Below are 26,731 nucleotides of genomic sequence, written 5' to 3' on the forward strand. Positions count from 1 at the left end.
AACCTTGAGGCCCCCTTTCTTGTTCCATTAATTTTTATATTTTCCAGGTGTGTACTTTTCACTGGCTTTAAAGTTATAGACTGGTTTAATAAAGCTGGCTATCTCCACGGTTTCTTCAACCTTTTCTAAAATTTCATTCATGGGCTTATAGGCCATTGGCGCCTCATCTAAGGTTTCCTCTGAAACAGACGTTGTCCAGACGCCCTCCATGGTTTTATGAAAATCATCCATATTGAGAGTTTTCATCGCTTTTGTCCGGCTCAAAACGCGGCCTGCTCCATGCGGTGCCGAGCAATTCCAGTCATCATTCCCTTTACCAACTGCCAAAATCGACCCGTCTCTCATATTAATTGGAATGATAAGACGCTCCCCTTTTTGTGCAGAAACTGCCCCTTTTCGTAAAATTAGGTTCTCGGTGTCAATATAATTGTGTACGGTATCGAAACGGTCCTGTTCCTCAAATCCCATGTTCTCCGTAATCGCTCTCGCAATCTCTTCGCGGTTTGCTTTTGCAAAAGCCTGCGCTAGCTTCATGTCATGCATATAGTTATGAAAATCCTCACCTTCCAAATACGCTAAATCATTTGGAATAACTGGATTCTTTTCTTTATAACCCTGGATCATGGCTTGGATTTCTTTTTGGCGTCCTTCCGCCTTTAATTGGTCAATAAGTCCCGAAAGATCCTGTTGACGAAGTTTTGAGATAGCTACCTTTTGATAGTAGGTGGCTATCTTCGATCCTACATAACGGCTTCCAGTATGAATCGTTAAATAGTGGTATCCATCGGCATCAACAGAAACTTCTATAAAATGATTGCCGCCCCCTAGTGTCCCTAAGCTATAACGGCTTCGATTTTCACTTAAGATGTGCTCTGCACGGAATTCTTGAATGGCGGGAAAACTCGTGTTAATAAACCCGACAGTTTCATCTGAATGAATCTCCTGTCCACTTGGGACAAAGGTGCGGATTACTTGATCTAGTCTATTAAAATCCATCTTTTTATCCTGAAGCTTGACGGTTAATACGCCGCAGCCGACATCCACACCAACTAGATTAGGAACAACCTTATCCTTTAGTTGAATGGTCGTTCCAATGACACAGCCTTTTCCCGCATGATAATCTGGCATAATACTAATCTTTGTATCCTTTAAAAACACTTGATTACAAAGCTCTTGGATTTGCTCTAGGGCTGTTTCTTGGGGATAGTTTGAAAATACCTTTGCTTCTGTTTGTGTACCGGTTACCTTAATCACTTGTTTTCCCTCCTTTAAAGCAGATTACCAATAGGCTACCATCTAATGGGCATTCGGGCAACCGATTTTCGTACGACATTTTTTTCTATATAAATAAAGGAAGATGCCCTTTGACATCTTCCTTCTTCAAATTATTAATAAACAGTTTGCATGCCTTTTCCGGCAACGGTCATCCACTCAAACTGACGCAATCTAACCTCAAACAGGGTTAATGGATCACGGAACATCTCTGGGTTGGCATTCATATTCGAAAGCATTTCTTGGTTCGCCTGTATTCCAGCTTGCGCCTCTTCTGCTGATTGACTTAACAACTGCATTGGACTCTTGAAAAACAGGGTTACATCGCGCTCAAGTGACTTTTCAAACAGTTCAAATTGCTGGAAAAACTGTTGATTCACTGCAGAGATAGCTTCACCATAATCTTCATTTTCCACAAATGCTTTGTACTTATTAAAAAGCAGCGCTTTATTTTGTGATATCGCCCCAAATAATTTCCCAGCGCTTTTCAGTATAAATTGCGATGGGGTTCTACGCAGCAGGATGTTAACAGTTTCCAACTGAAAGCGGCTTGTCATCCGGTCGGTGTCTCGGTGCCAATCGTCAATTACCTTAAAATCACAATCAAGCATGAGACGGTCTTCTCCATACATACGATTAAAACTTTCGCCAATTTCATTTAGAAAATCCTGACTCTGCACAAACTCCTCTTTGCACTCATCAATCCATTCTTGCAATAAGCGGTAATATTTAGGCAGCACTGTCTGGTCTAAATACTCTTCTAGTTTTTTGTTCATCACTTCATTAAGCTCGATATGAATCTTGCTAAAATTACTATCTTCTTTGATGAAGGCAGAACACTCTTGAAGCATTTTAGGAACCGCCTCTGAAATGTCTTTTGCAACCGTATTTTTGATGGCACGGTAAGACTGTACCACAGCTTTTGATTTTTGAACTTCTGTATCCTTCAGTTGATTGATTGCACCCGTTAATTTCTGGAGCATTTCTTCATTCCAGCGGACTGATTCGATCAATTGATTTTCGACATCCACCCGTTTTTGCATCAGGCTGGCAATTGTTGTGCGAATATAGAACAATAGCTTTGCCAAACGTTTATCTTCCATATTTCTTGTATTTTTAATAGAATGGATAAACTCCTGTAAGTCCTTTAACTGCTTGTGATTCTCATATTGCGATGAAAAGGCAAACACGGATGCATCCGGAATATACGATTGAATCCTCGCCCTTGTTTCATCAAAGACACTGATTGCATCTTGCTCATTTGCAATCGCGTCCATCTTACTGAGTAGAAAATGCACGGGAATGTCAGGTGCTAACTCTTGAATTTTTGCAAGAACAGACCGTTCTTTATCTGTAAAAGGTGCATTTGCATCAAGTACGAAGAGAACCGTATCAGCCAATTGCAGATTCTTCAACACCTCATAAGAATCATTATAGTTTCCTTTTAATCCTGGAGTATCGATAAGTGTGACCTTATTTTCCTGCAGGAAGGCATTTGGACGCTTAAATTCAATGATAGATTCCATCGCGTTACGGCGGCGATCCATTCGTTCTTTGAAATCAGAAAGTCCGGATAAACTAGTAATCTCACGATCCGTAATTTCCGTGATTTCTTCATCTTCGGAGTCTTTAAACAAAACCAGTGAAGAAGTCGGGCTATCCTGCAGGTCTTCACCAAGAATTGCATTAACAAACGTCGATTTTCCGCTGCCGCTTAACCCGGTAATAAGAAGATGCTGTGTGTCAAAATTCACTAATTGCTGAACAATCCATTTTACCCGATTATTCTCACCCATCTCATTGGCTTGGGCCCAATTCGTAATAGCATCAAAGAGTGTCAGGCACTCTTCAAGTTCATCCATATCTGTTTCGGTAATACTAATTAGTTTCTCAGCCTCATTAACAATTGACATACTTAAACTCGCCGGAAACAGTTCATTCCATGAAAGAACGGCTGCCGCTGAAAGGACAACATTCTTAGTGTCAGCGAGACGCAGCCAATTCGTTAGAAAATCTGGAATAAAATCCTGGAGACTTTTTATGAAATACCTGCCATCGATAAAGCTGAAAAACGCTTCTTTATGAAGGCCTGAAAGCTCGGCCAAGTTGTCATCCCGATGAATATCGAGGCTTAATAACAAATGATTCATTTCCCTAATCCAAGTAAAATAGGTTTCTTCATTGTCATAGCTGTCCCAAAGAGTGGAAATAAGCTGCTCGAATTTTCGTTGATCTAGACTAAACAGAAAATGGACAGCTTGGGAAAAATAACTCGGCGCATGATTTCGAGTTACACCCTTCTCCACATACGAAATGATGATATCAAACCACTCTAATGACCCGGTCCGAATGGCCTCGTTTACGGCCAGCTCAATGGCATGATTCCAATCTCGCTGTTCTTCAAAAAAGTTACGAGCTATTTCCGTCACGTTTGGATAATCTGGATTTGTATCAATGGTTTTTTTTATCACTGCTAGTGCGAGGTCTAACTTATCTCGCTCGATATACAACGAAAATAACTGTAAGGCAACTTCAGTCGTTAACGTAAGATTGTCACTTGTGATCGCACAATAAAGATCTTCTGCAGTTGATAACAGGCCTAACTGATAGTAAGCATCCGCTGTATTTTTCTTTGCCCATGGTTCTAGCTCATTGATAATATTTTCCCATTTAAAAATGGCTGCTTCATAATCTTTGTGATGAAAATACACTTCTCCCTGAGCAAAGCGAATCGATGATAGATTCGGTAAATCCTTAGATGCTTCCTCTTGAAACAGTTCACCAAGGACCTCAATCGGATGAATATTTTCATGTTCATTGATGAACATTTTATAATACGTTTTCAGTTTTAATTGCGTATCTAATGTCATATCTTTCCCTCCAATTACAACACTCTCTGTCATTCATATGGAAAAGAGCCATAATTATTCTCTATACTATTCGACGGATTATCTGATTTTAAGTCTCAATTATTACGATTCTACCAGAGCAATTTATTAAAAGGATTTCAGTTGTGTTTCATTTTGGAGACAAAGTAGAACTTATTACATATTTTTCAGGACATACCGACCTTAACTGGATAATAATTGAAAATCGCGAAAATTTCATGATACTTATTACATATTTTTAGGAAGTTATTACATATTTCTGGACTCTTATTACATATTTAACGAAATTTACGACATTTACTGGATAATAATAGGAGATAGCCGGATAAATGAAGCAAAAAATAAGCCTGCCAAAGATGAATGGCAGGCTTACTAGAAGTCATTCTCATCCAACAGACACAGTCTTCTCACTCTTTGCATTCAAGACAATCTCAGAAAAATAATTCACTGTTTTCATTTCTGCATTGAACAAGTAGGAGGATTTCCATGTTTCCTCTAGAAAAATCTCCATTACCTTGACTGAGCGCGGATCACCGCTTGCTGCCTGCTCAAGCGCCACGATACTTTCAAAAATTTTCACCATAAGTTCGGCCGCCTTTTTCGAATGAAAAGTCTTTTGATCAGCCGATGCCGTCCGTAAAGATTTTGATAAGTTCTGTAACTGAATCAACTTATTTTCTACTAAATACGTCCATTCAGATGGCAAATGGGCGACACCTCGTAGACGCTGGCTCATCTCATCTAAAAACAGTTCATCCGCTTTGAACTTCTCCATTAAACGCAGAACCTCTAACCCGAGAATATTGGCCGTCCCTTCCCAGACAGTTAGGACTTGGGCATCTCGTAACAATCTTGGAGTCACAAAATCTTCGATATAGCCATTGCCTCCGTGCATTTCGATTGCTTCATGCGAAAAGTGAATCGCTTGTTCTGCCGTTTCTTTTTTCAATAAAGCAATATAGAGGCGATGAAGAATGGCTTCTTTCTGACTAGCTTGATTGTTCAGGACCCGTTCAAATAAAGGAAGATACGTGAAAACGGTGCGTGTTTCAATTTCCAACTTTACAGTGAGCCTTGTCAGTGTATCCTTAACCATTGGATAGGTAGCGAGTTTACTGCCGAACGCATCCCTTCTAAGAGCATATTCCTTAGCTTCATGATAGGCCCTCCTCATAATTCCTAATGAGGCAACGGCATTGCACACTCTTGAGAGATTAAGAGCTTCCATCATATAGTAGAAACCCTTCGAAGGATCTCCCACCACAAAAGCATTGGCACCATCGAATTCCACTTCAGCCGAAGGGACAGCTCTGACTCCGAGTTTATCCTTTAAGCGGCGAATCCGGATTCCATTTAGCCTGCCATCCTGATCCCGCCATGGTACGGCAAATAAAGTCAGCCCTTTCGTCCCAGATGGCGCGCCTTCTTTTCGTGCTAAGACCATCGCCACTCCGCACATACCGGCATTGGAGGCAAAGTACTTTTCACCATAAAGCTTGAAATGCTCTCCATGTTCCACAGCTCTCGTCTCATTCGCTCCGACATCTGAGCCCCCCTGACGCTCTGTAAGGAATGTCGCTCCCTCATAGAGTGGAACTTCTCCTGTTGAGAGGACATGCGGCAAAAACCGTTCCTTCATTTCTTCAGATGCATACTGGTTTAGTAAATAAGCGGTGGCCATCGACAATGTGACTGGACAGTAAAACCCTGGTTCTGTTTGTGAGAGCAGATAGCCTTGGGCATAGGAATAAATATAATTCCCCTTCTCACCGAGTGAGGGGATTTCTTTATGAACAAAGCCGACAATTCCGGTATTATAGGTATCCTCCACCGTTCTACGATAACCTTCATTCACCCATACTTCAGAAATATCTTCACCATAAGCATCGTATTTATTTAAGCGCGGCTGTCCTTCCCGGTCCGTAAACCTAGCCCGTGAATCAATATCTGTGGCACATTTCTCACCGAAGGCAGTCAACTCCTTGTCTGCATACTCGAAAAAGGATGGATCGAGTAACTCTTTAAGCAAGACTTGAAACGCCAAATCCTCTTTATAAAAATTCAACTTGGATAACACCCTCTTTTTCAGAATAATCAATAAATTTAGTATATCACTTTCTTATCCTGATAAAAATAAATTTTGGTTATTTTTAGACGTCTTTCCTTTTTATCTAAATACAACGTATAATTAGTTCAAATACATTAAGGGGAAATCTTCATTGGAAAAAGAACAAGCAAGACTGTTAGCTGACTTTATGGAGAACTCAGCTTCCGCGGTCTATGAAATACAAAAACTTGAAACTTCGGGCGGCCGTTTGCTGAAGTTTCATCAATGGACAAACGGGAAGCCTACACTCGCCGCTTTTGAGATTACAAAGCCGGATAGTGATACTGGCTATTACTTTGTATTCATTGATTGGCATCAAAATGACAACTATTATTTAGTCGTTTATGCACATGATCGTTCAACGACCTGTGCAGAGATACGGCAAATTCAAGAAATAGACGGAGCACCACATCTCATCTGGACATATAAGCCTTTTAAACGGGACGGAAAAAATGATCAAAGAAAAGCTTATTTCAAGCAAATGTTTGGCTCAACAACCATACAAATTAAACTGCCCTCCTCGGCCCTTGAGGTGGAAAAATTTCTAGGACAAGTATTTAAACTGTGCCAAAACCGGCTAATGGCGGACCGGATTGTTGAAAAATTTAAGCTTGAATAAACGAAGAAAAAGGAGGCCTCAGCCTCCTTATATGTTATAAAACTTTACTTAAAAAAGCCTTTGTCCGTTCTTCTTTCGGATGATCAAATAATTCACTTGGAATATTCTCTTCGATAACTAACCCGCCATCCATAAAAATAACGCGGTCGCCTACTTCTTTCGCGAAGCCCATTTCATGAGTCACGACTACCATCGTCATCCCTTCTTTTGCAAGGTCCTTCATAACCTCTAGTACCTCACCGACCATTTCAGGGTCCAGCGCTGACGTCGGTTCATCAAAAAGCATGATTTTCGGCTCCATTGCCAGCGCCCTTGCAATCGCAACCCGCTGCTTTTGTCCGCCTGATAAGGAATCAGGAAAGGCTTCGGCCTTATCCTCTAAACCGACTTTACGTAAAAGCTCTAACCCCTTAGCTTTGGCCTGATCCTTAGGAATATTTCTTACTTTCATCGGTGCAAGCATAATATTTTCAATCACGGTTTTATGCGGGAATAGATTGAATTGCTGAAAAACCATTCCCACTTCTGTCCGTACTTTATTAATATCGGTATTCTTGTCAGTCAAGTCGACACCTTCAATATAAACATGCCCCCCAGTAATGGTTTCTAGCATGTTAATGCAGCGAAGGAATGTCGATTTCCCGGAACCTGAAGGACCAATGACCACAACTACCTCTTTATTTTTAACTGTAACGTTAATGTCCTTGAGAACCTCATTTTTACCAAAGGATTTTTTTAAATTCTTTACCTGGATCATTCAGTCGCCAACCTCCGTTCAAGACGAGTAAGCAGGAAGCTTAAAGAAAGTGTTAACACGAGATAAATAACTGCTGCCGCAAGATACGGTTCCCATACACGGAAATATTGTCCTTGCATAGCTCGTCCCCAATACATTAATTCAGGGGCTGCAATGAGAGCCGCTAATGATGACTCTTTAATTAGAACGATAAATTCATTGCCAAGCGGCGGAATCATTCGCTTAAACGCTTGCGGCAGAATGACAAAACGCATGGATTGTACATGGTTCATCCCTAATGAACGGGCAGCCTCCATTTGCCCGCGATCAATCGATTGAATCCCCGCACGAAAGATTTCAGCTATATAGGCGGCAGCATTTAATGATAGAGTAAGAATAGCAGCTAAAACGGGACTGGTTTCATCAAGAAAAAGAGGAACAACAGCAAAATGGATTAATAATATCTGAACAAGTAAAGGTGTCCCGCGAAAAAAAGTAATGTAAATCGTAAACGGCCAAGCGAGGAGCCTATTTTTCATCATTTTTCCTAATCCGATAAATAAGCCAAGAACAGTACCAATCAAAATACTTGCGATGGAAAGCCCAATAGTTAGAAGTGTTCCTTTTAGGAAAAATGGAGCGTATTCAACTAATATATCCCAACGAAAATCCATAAAATAAATCCCCCTATTAAACGACAAGCTAATTATTCTATTCTAACTAGCAAAAATTGCGTAACTGCTTGGTTAAGAGTTACGCAATTCATTCAGCGATGTTTACTTCTGTTGATCTTTTAAGATTTGTGTATCTGGTTCTACTTTAAACCACTTTTTGTATACTTCTGAATAGGTCCCGTTATCAATTACTGCTTTTACTGCCTTATCAAAGTCTGCTTTAATCTTGCTGCCTTTAGGGAACATAAGTCCATAAAATTCTTTTGCAAATGCGGCTGAATCTTCAATAACAACAAAATTATCTTTAGGATTGTTTTTTGCATATTCTTCGATAACTGTGTTATCTGCGACTACAGCATCTGCCCCACCGCTTTTCAATTCCAAGATTGCTAGATTATTATTTTCAAATTTTTTGATTTTATCACTATTTTTTCCTAATAGACCTTCAACAGCTTCTTGTCCAGTTGTAGCATTCTGAACGGCAATCGTTTTATTATTCTTTAGATCAGCTGCGCTCTTAATGTCACTATCTTTTGGAACGAGGATTTTGTTGGTTGATAAAAAGTATGGCACTGAAAAATCATAGGATTGTTTTCTTTCATCATTAATCGTGATGGCAGAAATACCAATGTCAGCAATTTTTTTATCTAATTCAACAAAGATTGGATCCCAGCCGACATGTTCAACCTTCACTTTATAGCCTGCTTCTTTTGCCACTGCATTGATAAAATCGATATCAAAACCGACAACTTCTCCCTTATCCTGGTATTCAAACGGTGCATAGGCAGCATCTGTTACCACGCGCAGTGTTTTCTTTTCAGTGTCTCCTCCTTCTTTTGTTCCCGTGCTTGTACTTTTACTAGTACCACAAGCTGACAAAACTAAAAGAAGTGCAACCATTAAAAATGTTGAAAATAATTTAAAATTCTTCATTTTTCAGACCCCCAATGTTTTTTTTGAAAAGTATTTTTTAAAAATTTTAATAATATTTTGAATATAAATGATTATAACCCGATTTTATTATATATTCAATATTTAAATAATTTACTATTTTAATACTGTAATTAACTAAAGTATTAACATTGTAGAATAATTTCTTTGGTTGATTTCCGACTTAATCGTTGGATGATTTTGAGATGACTCCGGTTATCTTATTTTTATTCATAGGGCTAAATATCTAAAATGACATTCCCTGTCTATGGGCATTCGCCGTTACTCCTTACCCATACCTACATAATCTATAGGGTATTTACAACATAAGGAGAGATGCCTAAATGAATCCGTATGGTCTTTATCAAACCCCTCAAATGCCGATGGAATATAATACCTATGTTCAACCTGAACCAATGAATTACTATGTACAACCAGAACAAGTGAATTACTATGAACAACCAGAACCATTTAATCCCTATCTACCAGAACAATATGACCCGGCAAGACAGCCACAACAAGTTGAGCGCAGACTGAATCAATTGGAGCGGCAAAATGAACGGCAAGAAAGAGAGATCAATCAACTACAACGTCAAGTAGCACAACTCGACCGCAGACTTCAACGAGTAAATCAACGTCTTCGTGCTGTTGAAAGAAGATTCAACTTCCCATTCACTCCATTTGATGGAGAATATTAAAAAGACTTTCACAGAACCGGGCACATGTCCGGTTCTTTTACATACTGAAGGAAAAATTGGAAGGTTTTTTACCAATTTGAAGGACGATGTTAAAATCCTGTTAGGATATCTTACAAATCCACTGACAGGGAGCGAAAATTCAGTTAACTTTTCTATATAAACCTCAAGAGAAAGGAAGATTTCAAATGTATCGAAGAAATGATATTAAGCTCGCTGAAAGAATCCTTCAATTAGATAAATTAAGGGATGAGTTGTATGAAGAACTCATGAAAACAATGGGCTCCCAAGCGAACGAACTTTTAAGGAGATTACAAAATTACTAATTTCTATTTGAAAAGGGGGAAGAAGGTTGACAACACGCTTAAGGAAAGGACTCGAGCGCCTTAGACAGTTTTATCTAAGAAAGTTGCTAGAATCAGGAACCACTGATTTTACACATCAAGAACTACACTCCCTTACCTTCTCAGAATTAGAAAGATTGTACAACAAAACATTCTCCTCAGCTGATTTAAAATAATTTTCATTATTACTTATTTTGACAAACAAGCAAAATAGTATGATAACCTAGTCCTATGTTAGAAAATATAACATAATATAATACTATGAAAAGGATTTATAACTAATTGTATACAATAGGGTGTGGTGAGCGACAAAAATGGGAAAAGAAATCTCTTATAAAGATAAAAAAGTAATAACTATAGGCATCGTCAGAGATCTCACTGGTCTATCCGAACGGCAAATCCGATACTATGAAGAACGAAAGTTAATTTTCCCCGAAAGGTCTGCGGGTGGAAGCCGTAAGTTTTCTTTTTCAGACGTGGAATTGTTGATGGAGATTGCTAATAAAATCGAAGATGGCATTCAAACACACGATATTAGGAAGGAAATGCTTCGTGAACAAAAGAAACACAACGAAGAACAGATTCGCAGGCAAATGATCCAAGGGCAACTAAATGCCCAATTCGGTTTACGAAAAAAGTCATGAAGAAACCATTATGATCCCATTCCTTCAATAAAGGAATGGGATTTTTCATCCTTTCTCGGTACATCAATCTGTCTATAACTTAAGGCAAATGACCATTTTTCAAAATCCATGTTAGATAATCTCCCAAACTTATAGAAACCATTCTAAAATCATGTAAGAATACTAACATACCAAATGTTAAGAATATTAACATCATTTTAAAGGGGGAGAAAAATGGATACTACATTCTTAATGAATAGCCTTTGGGTAATGGTGGGAGCAGTACTTGTTATCTTAATGATCGGAGGTTTTATCCTCTTAGAAACAGGGTCAACTCGAATGAAAAATGCAGGACATATTGCAGGGAAAACAATTCTAACCTTCGGAATTGGCTCGATCGTATTTTGGGCAGTAGGATATGGACTAATTTTCGGTAAAGGTAATCCGCTGATTGGTTTCTCCGATTTCTTTTATTCAGGCTATGACGTTGATGGATTGCCACTTTCTGGTGCCGTATTCTTTTTATTCCAATTAGCTTTTTCAGGGATTTCGTTAACGATTGCGTTCGGCGGTTTTGCAGAACGAGCTAAATTAGGTGCATACCTTGTATTTGCTTTACTTTTCTCAGTCATTGTCTATCCGCCAATTGCTCACTGGATTTGGGGCGGCGGCTGGTTAGCAGAGCACGGGAAACAAGATTTCGCCGGTTCTACTGTGGTTCACTTAACAGGGGCCATGGCAGCTTTTGCAGCTACGATTCTATTAAAACCACGTATTGGGAAATTCAACAAAGATGGCTCAGCTAATAATCTAGCTGGTCATAACCAAGTATTCACAGCACTAAGCGTATTGCTATTATGGGTTGGCTGGTTTGGTTTTAACGCAGGCAGTACATTATCTGTTGATAAAGCGTTCTTTGGATTTGTTGCTGTTAATACGAACCTAGCCGCAGCGGCCGGAACGGTAGCAGCGATGATTGTCTCTTGGATAGTACTCGGAAAAGCTGATGTTCCAATGATGTTAAACGGAGCCTTGGCAGGGCTAGTTGCTATTACTGCTTCTTGTGCTTTTGTAGATACATGGGCCGCCGTCTTAATTGGTTTTATCGCAGGAATTCTTGTTTTTTACAGCATTCGCTTTTTTGAAAACAGAGGCATTGATGATCCTATCGCTGCTCTTTCAGTACATGGTACTGCCGGCGTCTGGGGAACGTTATCGACTGGTTTCTTCGCTACAAAAGAATTAGCAACAGTCGGAAAGCCAGGATTATTTTACGGGGGCGGTTTACACCAGCTCGGTATTCAAGCACTCGGAGTATTCACATGTGCCGCATTTGCCTTTATTGTCTCCTACATCCTCCTTGCCCTTATGAAAAAGTTTATGAATGGCTTGCGTGTTACAGAAGAAGAAGAGATTATTGGATTAGATATGAGTGAACACGGAAGCTATGGTTATCCAGAATTAGTGAAGGCAGAACAAACAAAAGCTTTTTAAATATTTATGAAAAGTGCAAGTCCTTTCTGGCTTGCACCTTTCTACACTTTTTAAGTGGAGGTGAACAAACATGAAGTGCGATACCTATTCTGCGATTGCTGAATACAAGAATACCCAGATGAAAGAAGCTGCCAAGGATCACTTCCAATTGAACCAGCTTCACGACAACATAATCAAAAAGGTCTTAGAAATCTCAATGAAGGAAATTCAAATACGGAATGGACCTCTTCCATGCCCCTTCTCGTTCTTTGTCATGGGGAGCGCCGGCCGCTTTGAACAATCGGTTTGGAGTGACCAAGACCACGGCATTATTTACCTTGATTCATCCTCAGATGCAAAAGCATATTTTTTGTCATTAGGAAAGGAAATATCAAAAGGTTTGTATCAGGCTGGTTATCCTTATTGCGATGGCGGTGTGATGTCAGGCAATCCATTCTGGTGCAAATCACAAGCTGAATGGGAAAAACAAATTCTGAACTGGGCCGCCGACGCGTCATGGGAATCGTTACGGTATCTTTTAATTTTTATCGACGGACGCTCTATTTATGGTCACCATCGCCTAATAGAACAACTAAAATCATATACTTATTTAACCATTCAAAAAGAACAGATTCTTCCAAGGTTTTATCATAATACTCTTCATTTTAAAAAAGGGATTGGTGTCTTAGGACAGCTTTTAGTGGAGACTCACGGAATTCATGCCGGATCCTTAAATATAAAGGAAACTGCCTTCTTCCCTTACATCAATGCAGCCCGTCTATTGGCAATGAAAGATCATGTCTTAGAAACCACTACCCTCTCAAGACTCGACAAACTCCGAATTCATGACAAGAAGATCTATCAAGACATGTTTTTAAAACTGTTAACCTATCGCCTTCAATTTTCTACCCATTCTGACTATGAATCTGGACACTATGTACCGGTTGATAAACTAAGAAAAGATCAAAAAAATGAACTAAAAGAAATCATCAAGAATGGTGTCGCACTGAACCAACACGCCGGAAAACTTATCGAAAAGGAGGGATAAAATGAAAATCAATGATTTAGCACAATACCTTAGACAAATTTCCGGCAGGGTTAGTTCTAATATCTATGCAGGCATTCAAGGACAAGCCAAACCACAACAGCTTTCCTTTGTCCGACAACTTCAAAAAGAAATGAAAGAAAAAAATAACTTGTCCACTCCCCTTAATGAATTAGAAGTGGTCGTATTCGATTTAGAAACGACGGGGTTCTATCCAGAAAAGGGTGATTATGTCCTTTCAATCGGAGCAGTGAAAATGGTCGGTCCTCATATAAGGAATCATGATACTTTTTATTCGCTCATCAAATCAGACCTTCCTTTATCCGATGAAATCTCAACTTTAACAAAGATTCAGGAGGGGCAATTACGTGATGCTCCCATTGCCAGAGATGTCTTACTCCAATTTTTCAACTATTCACAAAGTCATATTCTTGTCGCACACCACTCCAACCATGAAAAGTCCTTTATGCAGAAAATGACTTGGGATCTCTTAAAGACACGATTTGAACATCGAATCATCGATACATCCTTCTTAATACGACTTTCGGACCCATCTATGAAATCTCTACCGCTTGAAGATGTATGTGATCGATGCGGGATTGCCATAAAAGATCGTCACCACGCACTTGGCGATGCCCTAATGACCGCGCAAATTTGGGGGAGCTATTTACACCAAGCTCAAATAAAGGGATATAGTAATTTACAGGAAGTGTATGAACATCTCGCAAAGCTTTGAGCCCAAAAACACTATTTCAAACTAGTGTTTTTTGGTAAATTTCTAAAAGTTTACAACGTGAAATCCTCTCAACTTTGTAACACCTCTATCTTACTTACCTCTGATTATCTCCCCATTTACAATCCTTAGCTCTGTCAAAATAACTTAAAAATAAAAAAATTTTAAAAAACTTTTCTTTGCTGTTTTCCTTATTAGAACAATAATGTAAACGCTAACAATATTTTTGATTTATTTGAATTGTCAGATTTTTATGTTGACCATGTTTTCGATTGGTTGTATGATTATCGAAAATAATCATTCAATTCATTAAGTGCCATCGCTCCCCATCATTTGGAGAAGGGTATGGTAATTCTTTTTTAAAAATTTTTTAGTCATTTAAAGCGGTCTATCACAAAAGAGGAGTGGTTAAGTTGGGGAGTCAATGGATTTTCCTTGACGGTGAGTTCGTCAAGAAAGAGGATGCTGTAGTATCAGTTTTTGATCATGGTTTTTTATATGGTGATGGAGTATTTGAAGGCATTCGAGTTTATAGCGGTAACGTCTTCCGACTCGGTGCACACCTAAAGAGACTATTTGAATCAGCACAATCCATTATGCTGAATATTCCTTACACACAAGAGGAAATGACGCAATTAATCGTCGATACAATCAGAAAAAATCAGCTAGAGAGCGCCTATATTCGTGTCGTTGTTTCTCGTGGAAAAGGGAATCTCGGCCTAGACCCTAAATCCTGCTCAAAGCCAAGTGTCATCATTATTGCTGAAGAATTGAGAATGTACCCTAAAGAGTATTACGAACGCGGGATTAAAATTGCATCGGTTGCGAGTCGAAGAAATCGCCCAGATGTTCTAAGTCCACAAGTTAAATCGTTAAACTACTTAAATAATATTCTTGTTAAATTAGAGGCGAATCAAGCTGGGGTTGAGGAAGCATTAATGCTGAATGATCAAGGTTATGTGACCGAAGGCTCCGCTGACAATATCTTTATTGTGAAAAACGGTGTTATCTATACCCCTCCTGTTTATTTAGGAGCACTAGAGGGAATTACCCGGAACGCCATCCTTGATGTCGCAATGTCTAAAGGTTATGAGGTTAAAGAATCTCCGTTCACTAGACACGATGTCTATGTAGCAGATGAGGTATTCTTAACTGGAACAGCCGTAGAGGTTATTGCTGTTATCGATGTGGATGGCCGTCAGATTAGTGATGGAAAACCCGGTGAGGTTACGAAGGACCTCTTAGAAGAATTTAGAAAAATTGTAACAACAGACGGTGTGGCTTGTTATCCAGAAGGTGCAAACCACGCAATCGTTAGTTAGGAGCTAAAAACATGCGTAGCGATATGATTAAAAAGGGAATTGATCGGGCACCCCACCGCAGCCTATTATATGCAACCGGGGTCAAAACGAGTGACCTTGAAAAACCGTTTATCGGAGTTTGTAACTCGTTCATTGAAATTATCCCAGGACACAAACACCTTAATCATTTCGGTGAGATTGTAAAAGAGGCTATTCGCGAAGCAGGCGGTATTCCTTTCGAGTTTAATACAATCGGTGTAGATGATGGGATTGCAATGGGACATATTGGGATGCGCTATTCCCTCCCAAGTCGCGAATTGATCGCCGATAGTGCCGAAACCGTAATTAATGCACATTGGTTCGATGGAGTCTTCTACATTCCCAACTGTGACAAGATTACACCAGGTATGCTAATGGCAGCAGCAAGAACCAATGTCCCTTCTGTCTTTGTCTCAGGCGGGCCGATGGAAGCAGGTGTTTCACCATCGACTGGAAAGAATCTTTCCCTCACTTCTGTTTTTGAAGGTGTTGGGGCTTACCATAACGGAACGATTAGTCAGCAGCAGCTGCTAGACATTGAAACAAATGCTTGCCCTACTTGCGGTTCATGTTCCGGGATGTTTACAGCCAATTCCATGAACTGCCTAATGGAAGTATTAGGAATGACTGTTCCTGGAAATGGAACCATTGTGGCAACTTCTGAAGAAAGACATGAACTTATTCGTCAAGCCGCCAGGTATTTAGTAGAACTTGTCAAAAAAGATATCCGCCCTCGTGACATTATTACTAGAGAGGCAATTGATAATGCCTTTGCCCTAGATATGGCCATGGGTGGTTCTACAAATACCGTGCTTCATACATTGGCCATTGCCCATGAAGCTGGGATTGATTATGACTTACGTGAGATTAACAAAATTGCTGAGAGAGTTCCTTATCTAGCAAAAATTATGCCAGCATCTGATTATTCAATGGATGACATTCATCGTGCAGGCGGTGTTAGTGCCATTATTAATGAACTTTATAAAGTGGAAGGCGCCTTGCATGATAACTGTATTACCATTACTGGAAAGACTCTTGCAGAAAATGTGAAGGAAGCAACAATCACGAATGAAACGGTCATCCGGACCAAAGACAATCCATATAGCCCAGTTGGCGGACTATCCATCCTTTATGGAAACATTGCTCCTAACGGCAGTGTCATCAAGGTTGGTGCTGTAGATCCTTCCATTAAAACATTCTTAGGTGAAGCAATCGTTTTTGATTCCCAGGATGAGGCACAAGAAAATATTAATAACGGTACGGTTCAAGCAGGACACGTGGTCGTTATCCGTTATGAAGGTCCAAAAGGCGGACCAGGAATGCCTGAAATGCTTGCCCCTACTTCCGCGATCATGGGCCGTGGATTAGGGAAAGAAGTTGCCCTAATTACGGATGGTCGCTTCTCAGGTGCAAGCCGCGGAATTTCCATCGGTCATATTTCACCAGAAGCAGCAGAAGGTGGACCAATTGCTCTTGTTCAAAATGGTGACAAAATCCTAATCGATTTAGAAGCACGCTCTATTGAACTTCTTGTTGATGATGAAGTTTTAGCAGAACGACAGAAGGCATTTGTGAAACCAGAGCCAAAAATTAAAACTGGTTATCTTGCAAGATATGCAGCACTTGTTACATCTGCCAATACCGGCGGGATTATGAAAATTTAAAACTTTAGAACATTGGGAATTCATTAGTACCCCTCCCCTTCCTAAAGGAAGTTAAGGTGCTAAAGCGGTAAAGAAAATCATTTGACAAAAAAATATCCATAAATCGATGACGGGAATAAAGGAATAAGAATTCGTATTTTCAGAGAGCTGGGGTTGCTGGAAGCCCAGTAATACAACTTATTCTGACATCATCCCTGAGTGTTAAGCCGAACAATCATAACTTAAGTAGGCTTAATCGGGTGTCCATCTTGAACACCTGTTACCAAAAGAAGCGTTCCTCAATATTTTAGATGTCGCTTCATAAGGCAGTATTCGTAAGAATACTGTAAAAACGGGTGGTACCGAGAAAATGAAAGGTCTTTTCTCCCCGATTATTCTGCTTTTGATGTTCTTGACTGCAGTCTATTCAGGGAGAATAGGGCCTTTTTTACTATGTTTCTAATAATACCGAAGTTTCAAACAATTTTTTAAAATTCAATCATCCGCAAGGAGGGATTACGACGTGAAAGTAGAAGCAAAAAAGCTTGAGGTCCAAACAACTACAGAGCCGAGAACCGGTGCAGACCTTCTCATCGACTTACTAAAAAAAGAAGGTGTAGAAACACTGTTTGGATATCCGGGAGGTGCCGTGCTTCCAATATACGATGCCATTTATCGCGCCCAGGGTACCATCAAGCATGTTCTTTTCCGACATGAACAAGGAATGATCCATGCAGCTGAAGGATATGCGCGAGTTACCGGAAAACCTGGAGTCGTTATTGCTACCTCAGGACCTGGGGCAACCAACCTTGTGACCGGGATAACAGATGCGATGATGGACTCCCTGCCACTTGTTGTCTTCACAGGGCAGGTAGCAAGAAGTGTCATCGGAACAGACGCCTTCCAAGAAGCGGATGTTATGGCGATCACAACACCCATCACCAAACATAACTATCAGGTACAATCTATCGAGGACTTACCACGTATCGTGAAGGAAGCATTTCATATCGCTTCTACCGGACGGCCAGGGCCAGTCTTAGTCGATGTCCCTAAAGATATTTCCGCCGGATTTCTAACGGAAGAACCTGAAGAAGCAAGCATTAATTTACCTGGATACCAGCCAACAACAAAGCCGAATCCATTTCAAATAAAGAAACTTGCTGATTCGATTTCAAAGGCTTCCAAGCCGGTAATTCTTTCAGGCGCAGGTGTTCTCCATGGAAAAGCATCAGCCGAGCTCACTGCTTTTGCAGAAAAACATCAGATCCCGGTCGTTACTACTTTACTTGGACTTGGTACTTTTCCGGCAGATCATTCCCTCTCACTAGGAATGGGAGGAATGCACGGAACGTATGCAGCGAACATGGCCATTTACGAAAGTGATCTACTTATTAACTTTGGTGCCCGCTTCGATGACAGACTAACAGGCAATCTTAAGCACTTTGCTCCATTTGCGAAAGTCGCCCATATTGACATCGATCCAGCCGAAATTGGAAAAAATGTGCCAACACATCTGCCAATCGTTTCTGATACCAAAGAGGCTTTAAGTGAGCTGCTTGTTCAAGAAATAGAATCACCAGCAACCGCTGAATGGCTGCAAAAATTGAGTCAAAACAAACAGGAATATCCGCTTTGGTATAAACATGATCCAAACGGCATGTGTCCGCAATGGGTTATCGAAGCAGTCCATAAAGTAACAAACGGTGACGCTATTGTCGCAACCGATGTAGGGCAGCACCAAATGTGGGCAGCGCAGTATTACACCTTTAAACAGCCGCACCGCTGGATTACTTCAGGGGGACTTGGAACAATGGGCTTTGGGTTCCCTGCAGCGATTGGTGCACAAATTGCCGAGCCAGATAGTACAGTCGTTGCGATTGTTGGGGATGGCGGTTTTCAAATGACACTTCAGGAATTATCGATTATTTATGAACGAAACCTTCCAGTAAAGATCATTATTGTCAACAACGGCGCATTAGGAATGGTTCGCCAATGGCAGGAACTTTTACACGGAAACCGTATTTCGGAATCGATTCTTCATACACAACCTGATTTTGTCAAACTTGCTGACAGTTATTCAATTAAGGGTTACCGGGTTAACAACCAGGAAGAACTGATTACCGTGTTGCCAGAGGTATTTGCTCATAATGGCCCAGTATTAGTTGATTGCCGTGTACTTCAGCAAGAAAAAGTATTCCCAATGATTGCCCCTGGTAAAGGAATTCATGAAATGATTGGGGTGAAACCATGAAACGGATCATCACAGCAACCGTCCAAGACCGCAGCGGAGTCCTAAACCGTGTCACCGGACTTTTGCAGCGACGCCAGTTCAATATTGAAAGTATTTCAGTTGGTCCATCTGAAACCGAAGGGATTTCAAAAATGACACTAGTCGTCGAGGTTGAAGATGAACAGCGCCTGGAACAGGTGACGAAACAATTAAATAAGCAAATTGATGTTTTAAAAGTTTCAGATATTACGGATAAAGCAATTGTCGCCCGTGAACTGGCCCTAATTAAAGTAGCTTCAAGCAGTCAATTGCGCAGTGAAATTCACGGGATTATCGATCCGTTCCGCGCCCTAATTATTGATGTAAGCAAAGACAGTCTCGCCGTCCAAATTACAGGACGTCCTGATAAAATCGATGCCTTGATCGAAATGCTCAGACCTTATGGCATTAAGGAAATTGCAAGAACTGGTTTGACTGCCCTCCAGCGTGGGCACCAACCGCAAGGAAGCGACCTAGCAACATACTCACTATTAAAATAACAATATATTTGAGAGGATGATTCATAATGGTAAAGGTACTTTATAACGGAGATATTCAAGAAGAGGTTTTACAAGGAAAGAAAATCGCAGTAATCGGATATGGCTCTCAAGGTCATGCACATGCCCTTAACTTAAAAGAAAGCGGCTTTGATGTAGTAGTTGGTTTACGTGGAGGAAAATCATGGGATAAAGCAGTCGAAGATGGGTTAGACGTTCGTACTGTTGCAGAAGCAACTGCAGCTGCAGAGGTAGTAATGGTTCTTCTTCCAGATGAAATGCAGCCAAAAGTATATGAAGAAAGCATCAAAGCAAACCTTGAAGCAGGAAATGCTCTAGTTTTCGCTCATGGCTTCAACATTCATTTTAGCCAAATCGTCCCTCCTGCCGATGTTGACGTATTCTTAGTAGCGCCAAAAGGCCCAGGACATTTAGTACGCCGTACTTATACAGAAGGTGCCGGAGTTCCTGCTCTATATGCAGTTTACCAAGACTACACTGGTCAAGCACGCGATGTTGCTCTTGCTTATGCAAAAGGAATCGGTTCTGCTCGTGCGGGAGTATTAGAAACTTCTTTCCAAGAAGAAACAGAAACAGATTTATTCGGAGAACAAGCGGTTCTTTGCGGCGGTACTACTGCCCTAATCAAAGCTGGCTTCGAAACACTAGTAGAAGCAGGTTATCAGCCTGAAGTTGCATACTTCGAGTGTTTACATGAATTGAAATTAATCGTTGACCTTTTATATGAAGGTGGCTTAGAAAACATGCGTTATTCAATCTCTGACACTGCACAATGGGGAGATTTCGTTTCTGGACCACGTGTAGTGAACGAAGATACAAAAGCTCGCATGAAGGAAGTATTAAAAGATATCCAAACTGGTAAATTTGCTCAGGGCTGGATCTTAGAGAATCAAACAAACCGCCCTCAATTCAATGCGATTAATCGTGCTGAAAACAATCACCAAATTGAACAAGTTGGCCGTGAGCTTCGTGCATTAATGCCGTTTATTAAAAACAAACCAGTAAATGCAAAGAAGGAAGTGGTGGTAAATGGTTCACGTTAACATCTTCGATACGACATTACGCGATGGTGAACAGTCCCCTGGTGTGAATTTAAACCAGCTGGAAAAATTGGAAATCGCAAGACAACTTGAACGGTTTGGGGTTGATATTATGGAGGCCGGCTTTCCGGCTTCCTCCCAAGGCGATTTTGAAGCAGTAAGAGCAATCGCCCGGAATATAAAAAATGTATCAGTCACAGGCTTGGCAAGAGCGACGAAATCGGACATTGACATTGCGTGGGATGCGTTAAAAGATGCAGCAGAACCAAGGTTGCATGTATTCCTTGCCACCTCCCCAATCCATATGCAGTATAAATTGATGAAAACACCTGAGGAAGTTACACAAATTGCTATAGACATGGTGTCTTATGCGAAAAAGAACTTCCCGCATATTGAATGGTCAGCGGAAGATGCATCCCGTTCTGATTTAGATTTCCTTGTTCAAATTATTACCAAGGTCATTGATGCCGGTGCTACAGTTATTAATCTTCCTGATACAGTCGGTTATACCACACCGGAAGAATATGGACGCATGTTCCGTTACATCCGAGAAAACGTTCCAAATATTCATAAAGCAGCATTATCTTGCCATTGTCATGATGATTTAGGAATGGCGGTTGCGAATTCATTAGCTGCAATCGAAAACGGTGTAACCCAAGTTGAAGGTACGATCAATGGAATTGGAGAACGTGCTGGGAATGCTTCTTTAGAGGAAGTTGCTGTTGCTTTAAACATTCGCAAAGATAAGTATCCTTATACGACCAATTTAGTATTAAAAGAAATTAAACGCACGAGTGATCTTGTCAGCCGCTTTACAGGTATGATAGTTCCGCCTAATAAAGCCGTGGTTGGAAAGAATGCTTTCGCCCATGAATCGGGAATCCATCAGGATGGCGTCTTAAAAAATACATTAACTTATGAGATTATTACTCCTGAGTTAGTCGGGGTCAAATCTAATGATTTAGTTCTAGGCAAACACTCCGGCCGCCATGCCTTCAAAGATAAAATTGAACAGATGGGCTTTGAACTACCGGATGAAAAATTGATTGAGGCCTTTACTGCTTTTAAACAGTTAACCGACCGTAAAAAAGAAGTAACGGATGAAGATCTTTTTGCTATTTTAACCGATATTCAAACAACCGCTGTTGATATCAAAAAATATGAACTTGTTGCTTTCCAAGTCCATTACGGCTCAGCCAACTTGCCGACAGCGACGGTAGCATTAACCACTCCAGAAGGTATTCGAGTCGAAACAGCCCGTACAGGTTCTGGTAGTGTTGAAGCTTTAATGAACACATTGGAAGCACTAATTAAAGAAGAAATCCATCTTACAGATTTTAGATTAAGTTCGATTGGTCAAGGACGGGACGCACTTGCTGAGGTCCATGTCAAAATGACCGTGAACGGAACCCCTGTAACTGGACGCGGTTCAGCACAAGACGTACTGGAAGCTTCTGCAAAATCATTCTTAAACGCTGTTAATCGTGTATTTTTCAACCAAAATGCAGCTGTAAAAGAAACGGTAGTCTAATAAATCAAAAACAATAAATGAGGAGGTTGCTTCTAATGAAAAAACGTATTGTCTTACTTCCCGGTGATGGCATTGGCAAGGAAGTTATTAACTCAGCAAAAGATGTATTAAATGCAATCGCTGAAGAATACAATCATACTTTTAGCTTTGAAACCCATGAAATCGGAGGAGCAGCCATAGACCTTTACGGCACTCCCCTTCCGGAATCAACCGTTGATGCTTGCAAACAAGCGGATGCGGTATTGCTCGGTGCTGTTGGCGGGCCAAAATGGGATAACAATCCCTCCCATTTACGTCCTGAACGAGGCCTGCTAGGAATCCGCAAGGCACTTGATTTATATGCAAACTTAAGGCCGATTAAAGGATTTAAAAACCTTCTTCATGCCTCTCCTTTAAAGGAAGAAGTAGTATCTGGAAGCGACCTCCTTATCGTACGTGAGTTAACCGGAGGCCTTTATTTCGGAACACCAAGTGAACGTCGTGATAACGGAAACTCCGTTGTAGACACGCTTGTCTATTCCCGTCAAGAGATTGAGAGAATTGTCGATAAAGGTTTTCAGGCAGCCCAGCAAAGGCGTGGTCATCTTACTTCGGTTGATAAAGCAAATGTACTCGAGTCTAGCAAACTATGGCGCGAAATCGTTGAAGAGAAGAAAGCTCAATATCCAGATGTAGCTGTGGAACATGTATTAGTTGATGCTGCCGCTATGAAACTAATCACGAACCCTAGCCAGTTTGATGTCATCGTTACCGAGAATCTATTCGGCGACATCTTAAGTGATGAGGCCTCAGTTATTACCGGATCACTTGGGATGCTCCCTTCTGCCAGCTTAAATGAAAATGGAGTCGGCCTATATGAACCTGTTCACGGCTCCGCTCCTGACATCGCTGGTAAAGGCGTAGCCAATCCAGTTGCGATGATTTTGTCGGCCGCAATGATGCTTAGATACTCATTCCAATTGAATGACGAAGCTAACATCATTGAAGATGCAGTCCAATCGGTATTAGATGCCGGCTTCCACACTGGCGACCTTCAGGTTCATGATGGACGTCTTGTTGGAACAGCAGAAATGACAAAACGGATTGCAGATTACATCAAATCACAAAATGCTTCGAAGTGCATCGCTAGTTGTTATTTTTAAAAATTTCATTGGGTAAACCGTCTGTTCGGCGGTTTACCCCTAAATTTATCTAAAGAATTAAAATTCATTTACGTGAGGAAGGACGCTATGCAAACACCAAAAAATATTATCCAAAAGATTTGGGAAAAGCATGTAGTACACCAAGAAGACGGAAAACCCGATTTATTATATATCGACCTACACCTTGTTCACGAAGTAACCTCTCCTCAGGCATTCGAGGGTTTACGAATGAATGGTCGTAAAGTTCGCCGCCCTGATCTTACCTTTGCGACGATGGATCATAATGTGCCAACCCGCCAACGCCTTGTCATCAATGATCCTGTTTCAAAGAAACAAATTGATACCTTACAACAAAATTGTCAGGATTTCGGGGTTTCACTTGCTGATATTCATCACCCAGATAACGGAATTGTCCATGTCATCGGCCCTGAACTTGGACTTACGCAGCCTGGAAAAACCATTGTGTGCGGTGATAGTCATACCTCTACACACGGAGCATTTGGTGCGCTCGCTTTTGGAATTGGTACAAGCGAAGTTGAACATGTACTTGCAACCCAAACCCTTTGGCAAGCACCGCCTAAAACCTTAAATGTCAAGGTCAATGGAAAGCTAGGTACGGGTGTTACAGCTAAAGACTTAATTCTTGCCATCATCGGTAAATTCGGTGTCCAATTTGGAACAGGTTATGTGATGGAATACACAGGCGAAGCCATCCGTTCGCTCTCCATGGAAGAACGAATGACAGTTTGTAACATGTCGATTGAAGCGGGTGCAAGAGCTGGTCTTATCACTCCAGATGAAACGACTTTTGAATATTTACGCGGCCGTCGTCATGTACCGCAAGGAGAAGCGTTTGAACAAGCTGTTGCTGAGTGGAAGGCTCTTGCTTCAGATGAAGGGGCAGCCTATGACTTGGTTGTTGAGATTGAAGCAACCGAAGTTGAGCCACAAGTAACCTGGGGAACAAATCCAGGAATGTGTATTCCGATTACGGCAAATGTTCCAAATCCAGACGAAACCGAGAAACCTAGTGAAAAGGACGAAATCCAGCGTGCGCTTGAGTACATGGGCCTTGAAGCAGGTCAGCCGATCTCCAATGTGAAAATTGACCATGTTTTCATCGGTTCTTGCACGAATTCCCGTTTAAGCGACTTACGAAGTGCAGCAGAAGTAATCCGGGGCAAGAAGGTTAGCCCTTCTGTAACTGCCATCGTTGTTCCTGGTTCATTTAGTGTCAAACTAGCAGCCGAAAAAGAAGGCTTGGATAAGGTCTTTACAGATGCAGGATTTGAGTGGCGTGAAGCCGGCTGCAGTATGTGCCTGGCCATGAACGATGACATTGTTCCACCGGGTGAACGCTGTGCCTCCACTTCAAACCGAAATTTTGAAGGCCGCCAAGGAAACGGAGCCAGAACACATCTTGTCAGCCCTGAAATGGCAGCCGCCGCCGCTATTGCAGGTCACTTCGTAGATGTTCGACATTTTGCTGCTGCACAGGAGGTTAGATAGAATATGGAACCATTAAAAATTCATCAAGGCCTTGTTTATCCATTAAACCGATCGAATATTGATACAGACCAAATTATCCCGAAGCAGTTTTTAAAGCGGATTGAACGCAGTGGTTTCGGACAATTCCTTTTTTATCATTGGCGTTTTGATGATGAAGGAAATCTTCGACCAGATTTCTCATTAAATGAACCGAAATATAAGGACGCTTCAATTTTAGTTGCCGGTGAAAACTTTGGCTGCGGATCTTCACGTGAGCATGCCCCATGGGCAGTTCAAGACTTTGGCTTTAAAATCGTCATCGCCCCAAGTTTTGCCGACATTTTTAAAAACAATTGCGTGAAAAATGGGATACTTCCAATTCAGGCTAGTAATGAACAAGTTCAGTACATGATTAAAAAGGCAGAATCCGAAGAATATCAATTAACTGTCGACCTTGAAAATCAGGTGGTTTATGATAATGAAGGTTTCAAGGTTTCTTTCGAAATTGCTCCATACCCTAAAGCCATGCTGCTAAATGGCTGGGATGAGATTGGTGTTACTTTAACCTATGCGGATAAAATTGAGCAATATGAACTTGCTCGTAAATAAACATCAAAAATGAGCCTGGAATCCCAGGCTCATTTATTATTGGTTGTCATAGCTCGTTTAAAATATTTCTATTCTCAGATTCTTCGTTAAAGGTCAATACCTCTTCAACCGGCTCGTATGATTCACCGTAAAAATGATGATCTTTATAAGTGTGAATCATATCATATGTTTTTCTCATGGATTCAAAAATCATTTCTTCTGATTCTTCATTAGGCGCCCAGTAGAGGATTTCCATCCTATTAACCTCGTTTGTCGCTAATGATTTTCTCTCATAGCCGATAGAAGCGGCATGCTCAAATTTTTCACGTTTATAAAAGTGAAGCCGTTTTTCGGTATCGCTATCTTCATAGTTGACTGGTTCTACTTCAAGGATGATAGGCTTTCCTTTTCGTTTTAACTTTTCTAAAAGTTTATGGCCAAGTCCCTCGCCACGTGCATTTTTTGAAACAAATAGATAATCAATAAACACAAAATTGTCTAATTCCGCATACATCAAAACATGATTTGGTCCCTCATCTTTATGATAGATGTTTGAACGTTCTTTCAGTAAGGTTTCCATGTGAGCCCTTGATTTCATTTCTTCCACAGGAAAATACTGATTCAACTTTTCATACCAATGCATGGAAATACTCCTTTATGTGCTACTTAGTTTTTTCATTAAAACTCAGGTAATTGATCAAGATTATTTTCTTTGATACCGTCTGGTTCACTGCGGATAATGTCTCGTCCATATTTATGGAATACATCCACATGAGCAATCATTCCAGCTTTTGCTTCATTTAATGCAGTAATATAATCTAACTCCCGGCCCGTGCTTGTTTTAAACGCGATAATGTCTCCATCATCGTTTTTCCTAACCGATACGAACTCCTCTTTGCCATCAGGATTACTCTGCCCTGCTTCCAGCTGAGCTTGCTGCTGGCTGGCCTGCTTGTACTCATCATAAATTCTTTCAAAATCTTTCTGTTCCAAATCTTCCACCTCCGAACATTTGTTAGTATTTTTCTTTTTA

At 40.8% G+C, this 26,731-nt stretch carries 25 protein-coding genes; 17 read left to right on the forward strand and 8 right to left on the reverse strand.

Going from position 1 to position 26,731, the window contains the following annotated elements:
* Positions 1–27 precede the first annotated feature (27 nt).
* From COJ96_RS21155 to COJ96_RS21165, 3 genes are all read right to left on the reverse strand, one after another.
* Positions 28–1,254 (reverse strand): RtcB family protein, encoded by a 1,227-nt coding sequence (locus tag COJ96_RS21155; RefSeq protein ID WP_098575770.1) that lies wholly within the window; start codon positions 1,252–1,254, stop codon positions 28–30.
* A 134-nt stretch (positions 1,255–1,388) separates the two neighbouring features.
* A complete protein-coding gene (locus tag COJ96_RS21160; RefSeq protein ID WP_098575771.1) occupies positions 1,389–4,142 on the reverse strand; it encodes a dynamin family protein in 2,754 nt (917 codons plus the stop codon).
* Between the two features lie 403 nt (positions 4,143–4,545).
* On the reverse strand, positions 4,546–6,225 hold the full coding sequence (locus COJ96_RS21165; protein WP_180230206.1) for an acyl-CoA dehydrogenase family protein: 1,680 nt from the start codon (positions 6,223–6,225) through the stop codon (positions 4,546–4,548).
* Positions 6,226–6,379: 154 nt separating this feature from the next.
* On the opposite strand from COJ96_RS21165, the gene COJ96_RS21170 reads away from it, so the two are divergent.
* On the forward strand, positions 6,380–6,886 hold the full coding sequence (locus tag COJ96_RS21170; RefSeq protein ID WP_098575773.1) for a hypothetical protein: 507 nt from the start codon (positions 6,380–6,382) through the stop codon (positions 6,884–6,886).
* A 34-nt stretch (positions 6,887–6,920) separates the two neighbouring features.
* Here the strand turns inward: COJ96_RS21170 and COJ96_RS21175 are convergent, their stop codons facing one another.
* From COJ96_RS21175 to COJ96_RS21185, 3 genes are all read right to left on the reverse strand, one after another.
* Positions 6,921–7,643: an amino acid ABC transporter ATP-binding protein gene (locus tag COJ96_RS21175; protein ID WP_098575774.1), complete on the reverse strand. Its 723-nt coding sequence runs from the start codon at positions 7,641–7,643 to the stop codon at positions 6,921–6,923.
* Positions 7,640–8,296: an amino acid ABC transporter permease gene (locus tag COJ96_RS21180; RefSeq protein WP_098575775.1), complete on the reverse strand. Its 657-nt coding sequence runs from the start codon at positions 8,294–8,296 to the stop codon at positions 7,640–7,642. Before COJ96_RS21180 ends, COJ96_RS21175 begins: the two co-directional genes overlap by 4 nt.
* A gap of 102 nt (positions 8,297–8,398) precedes the next feature.
* Entirely contained in the window at positions 8,399–9,229 is an 831-nt protein-coding gene (locus COJ96_RS21185; protein ID WP_098575776.1) for a basic amino acid ABC transporter substrate-binding protein, read from the reverse strand.
* 341 nt (positions 9,230–9,570) lie between these two features.
* Between COJ96_RS21185 and COJ96_RS21190 the strand changes: the two genes are divergently transcribed.
* The 16 genes from COJ96_RS21190 (at position 9,571) to leuD (ending at position 25,719) form a co-directional block, all read left to right on the forward strand.
* Entirely contained in the window at positions 9,571–9,924 is a 354-nt protein-coding gene (locus COJ96_RS21190) for a hypothetical protein (RefSeq protein WP_180230207.1), read from the forward strand.
* A 185-nt stretch (positions 9,925–10,109) separates the two neighbouring features.
* A complete protein-coding gene (locus COJ96_RS28830; protein ID WP_166256179.1) occupies positions 10,110–10,247 on the forward strand; it encodes a hypothetical protein in 138 nt (45 codons plus the stop codon).
* A gap of 26 nt (positions 10,248–10,273) precedes the next feature.
* On the forward strand, positions 10,274–10,441 hold the full coding sequence (locus tag COJ96_RS28835; protein ID WP_180230208.1) for a hypothetical protein: 168 nt from the start codon (positions 10,274–10,276) through the stop codon (positions 10,439–10,441).
* Between the two features lie 138 nt (positions 10,442–10,579).
* Entirely contained in the window at positions 10,580–10,909 is a 330-nt protein-coding gene (locus tag COJ96_RS21195) for a MerR family transcriptional regulator (RefSeq protein ID WP_098575777.1), read from the forward strand.
* 213 nt (positions 10,910–11,122) lie between these two features.
* On the forward strand, positions 11,123–12,382 hold the full coding sequence (locus COJ96_RS21200; RefSeq protein ID WP_098575778.1) for an ammonium transporter: 1,260 nt from the start codon (positions 11,123–11,125) through the stop codon (positions 12,380–12,382).
* A gap of 70 nt (positions 12,383–12,452) precedes the next feature.
* Entirely contained in the window at positions 12,453–13,409 is a 957-nt protein-coding gene (locus COJ96_RS21205; protein ID WP_098575779.1) for a DUF294 nucleotidyltransferase-like domain-containing protein, read from the forward strand.
* Between the two features lies 1 nt (position 13,410).
* A complete protein-coding gene (locus tag COJ96_RS21210) occupies positions 13,411–14,142 on the forward strand; it encodes an exonuclease domain-containing protein (RefSeq protein WP_098575780.1) in 732 nt (243 codons plus the stop codon).
* A gap of 410 nt (positions 14,143–14,552) precedes the next feature.
* A complete protein-coding gene (ilvE, locus tag COJ96_RS21215) occupies positions 14,553–15,461 on the forward strand; it encodes a branched-chain-amino-acid transaminase (protein WP_098575781.1) in 909 nt (302 codons plus the stop codon).
* A gap of 11 nt (positions 15,462–15,472) precedes the next feature.
* Positions 15,473–17,143: a dihydroxy-acid dehydratase gene (gene ilvD, locus COJ96_RS21220; protein ID WP_098575782.1), complete on the forward strand. Its 1,671-nt coding sequence runs from the start codon at positions 15,473–15,475 to the stop codon at positions 17,141–17,143.
* Positions 17,144–17,645: 502 nt separating this feature from the next.
* A complete protein-coding gene (gene ilvB / locus COJ96_RS21225; RefSeq protein ID WP_098575783.1) occupies positions 17,646–19,373 on the forward strand; it encodes an acetolactate synthase large subunit in 1,728 nt (575 codons plus the stop codon).
* The gene (ilvN, locus tag COJ96_RS21230) at positions 19,370–19,891 is read left to right on the forward strand and encodes an acetolactate synthase small subunit (protein ID WP_098575784.1); all 522 of its coding nucleotides are present in this window, start codon (positions 19,370–19,372) and stop codon (positions 19,889–19,891) included. The genes ilvB and ilvN overlap by 4 nt, the downstream gene beginning before the upstream one ends.
* A 26-nt stretch (positions 19,892–19,917) precedes the next feature.
* Positions 19,918–20,952 (forward strand): ketol-acid reductoisomerase, encoded by a 1,035-nt coding sequence (ilvC, locus tag COJ96_RS21235; RefSeq protein WP_098575785.1) that lies wholly within the window; start codon positions 19,918–19,920, stop codon positions 20,950–20,952.
* Positions 20,939–22,480, forward strand: a complete 1,542-nt coding sequence (locus COJ96_RS21240) for a 2-isopropylmalate synthase (protein WP_098575786.1) — start codon at positions 20,939–20,941, stop codon at positions 22,478–22,480. Before ilvC ends, COJ96_RS21240 begins: the two co-directional genes overlap by 14 nt.
* Before the next feature lie 35 nt (positions 22,481–22,515).
* The gene (leuB, locus tag COJ96_RS21245; protein ID WP_098575787.1) at positions 22,516–23,622 is read left to right on the forward strand and encodes a 3-isopropylmalate dehydrogenase; all 1,107 of its coding nucleotides are present in this window, start codon (positions 22,516–22,518) and stop codon (positions 23,620–23,622) included.
* 87 nt (positions 23,623–23,709) lie between these two features.
* The gene (gene leuC, locus COJ96_RS21250; RefSeq protein WP_098575788.1) at positions 23,710–25,131 is read left to right on the forward strand and encodes a 3-isopropylmalate dehydratase large subunit; all 1,422 of its coding nucleotides are present in this window, start codon (positions 23,710–23,712) and stop codon (positions 25,129–25,131) included.
* Positions 25,132–25,134: 3 nt separating this feature from the next.
* Positions 25,135–25,719 (forward strand): 3-isopropylmalate dehydratase small subunit, encoded by a 585-nt coding sequence (gene leuD, locus COJ96_RS21255; protein WP_098575789.1) that lies wholly within the window; start codon positions 25,135–25,137, stop codon positions 25,717–25,719.
* A 46-nt stretch (positions 25,720–25,765) separates the two neighbouring features.
* Here leuD and COJ96_RS21260 read toward each other — a convergent pair whose 3' ends face one another.
* Positions 25,766–26,341, reverse strand: coding sequence for a GNAT family N-acetyltransferase (locus tag COJ96_RS21260; RefSeq protein ID WP_098575790.1), 576 nt, complete (start codon positions 26,339–26,341; stop codon positions 25,766–25,768).
* Positions 26,342–26,376: 35 nt separating this feature from the next.
* Complete coding sequence (locus COJ96_RS21265; protein ID WP_373561738.1) at positions 26,377–26,625, reverse strand: DUF3892 domain-containing protein; 249 nt, start codon at positions 26,623–26,625, stop codon at positions 26,377–26,379.
* Between the last annotated feature and the right edge of the window lie 106 nt (positions 26,626–26,731).

Origin of the sequence: Bacillus sp. AFS073361 (assembly GCF_002567005.1) — a bacterium.
Lineage (GTDB): Bacteria > Bacillota > Bacilli > Bacillales > Cytobacillaceae > Neobacillus.